Consider the following 1,439-nt stretch of genomic DNA (forward strand, 5'->3'; position numbering starts at 1 on the left):
GAGTGTGTCAAGTTGTTTGTGTGTGAGCATTGTTTATAAATACTTATTAAACCGGTCAGGGTAGGCCACGGACATCTGGTTAATAGCAGTTTTCCAGCCCTGGACCCGAGCACCCTCAACATAATGGCCTACATCCACACTCCCTTTCCTCGATTCCTTCGCAAGCTTGGCAGCCCGCCGATCCTCAATATGACAAATCATCAACCACAACGCCTTGATCGCCGCCTCGTCGTTCGGGAACTGACGCCGGTTACGCGTAGCCTTACGCAACTGGCTGTTAAACGACTCGATAGCATTCGTCGTGTAAATAACCTTGCGCGCTGCCGGCGGGAAGCCCAAGAAAGGCGTGAAACGCTCCCACGCGTCCCTCCAGACCTTCACTGATTGGGGATACTTCAACCCAAGGTCACTTACCGCGAACTCTTCTAAAGCACACCTAGCGGCTTCCTCGCTTGGTGCCGTATACACGGCACGCAACGCCGCCGATACGGCCTTACGGTCCTGGTAGTTCACCCACCGATTCGCTGCCCGAATCAAATGCACGATACAGGTCTGTACCATCGAGTCCGGCCAGGTAGCCTCCACCGCTTGAGGTAAGCCTTTCAGACCGTCACAACACACGATAAACACGTCTTTCACGCCCCGGTTAGCCAGTTGGGCACACACACTCGCCCAGAAAGAAGCGCCTTCCTCACGGGCGATCCACAAGCCCAAAACGTGTTTGACGCCGTCCATGTTCACGCCGATAGCCATATAGGCACTCTTGCCTACCACGCGTCCTCCATCGCGTACTTTGATCCGGATCGCGTCAAGGAAAATCACGGGATAAAACTCGTCTAACTGGCGGTTTTGCCAGGTGAGTACTTCGTCAAGGACCGCGTCAGTGATTGCGCTGATCGTCTCCGGGGATACCTCTAGGCGCAGGGAGGTGGCTAGGTGGTGGTGGATATCGCGTACGCTCATCCCGCCGGCATACAAGCTCACGATCATGTCATCCACGTCTGTCAGGCGCCGCGCGCCTTTAGGGACCATGGTCGGGCGGAACGTGCCGGCCCTGTCACGGGGAATATCCACGGTGATCATCCCGTAGTTCGTGGCCACGGTTTTCGGGTAGCTACCGTTACGGTAGTTCCCCATGCTCTCGGCGCCGGCTTCGGCTTTGGCTTTACGGTCTGAGTGTGCGTAGCCTAAATGGGCATCCATCTCGGCTTGAAGGCCACGCGTGATCGAGGCTTGGAGCATGCCGCGTACCAGGTCGTTAGCGTTAGTAGTAGACGTGGCTAGCTCGCCGATCAGCTCGGCCATTTGCGGGTTAGCCAGGAGTTTCTTCTCGATGGCATCGATACGCTGCTTGTCTTCAGGGTCTTGTTTCACGGTAGTCATTCTGGTTTATCTCCTAGGTGGTTTTCACCCTCACACACAAACCATTAGACACTCTC

1 protein-coding gene is annotated in these 1,439 nt (G+C 55.7%); it reads right to left on the reverse strand.

Annotated elements, in window-relative coordinates; genetic code table 11:
- Positions 1-33: 33 nt before the first annotated feature.
- Positions 34-1,383 carry an IS256 family transposase gene (locus tag ACRQDJ_RS09220; protein ID WP_087070464.1) on the reverse strand — a complete coding sequence of 450 codons (1,350 nt, stop codon included), beginning with the start codon at positions 1,381-1,383 and terminating at the stop codon, positions 34-36.
- Between the last annotated feature and the right edge of the window lie 56 nt (positions 1,384-1,439).

This window comes from Actinotignum urematis, from assembly GCF_051264595.1.
In the GTDB taxonomy this organism is placed as follows: domain Bacteria; phylum Actinomycetota; class Actinomycetes; order Actinomycetales; family Actinomycetaceae; genus Actinotignum; species Actinotignum timonense_A.

What these genes read in the sequence shown, in the direction of transcription:
- ACRQDJ_RS09220 (WP_087070464.1), bottom strand. Translation starts at nt 1,383, where the DNA reads ATGACTACCGTGAAACAAGACCCTGAAGACAAGCAGCGTATCGATGCC.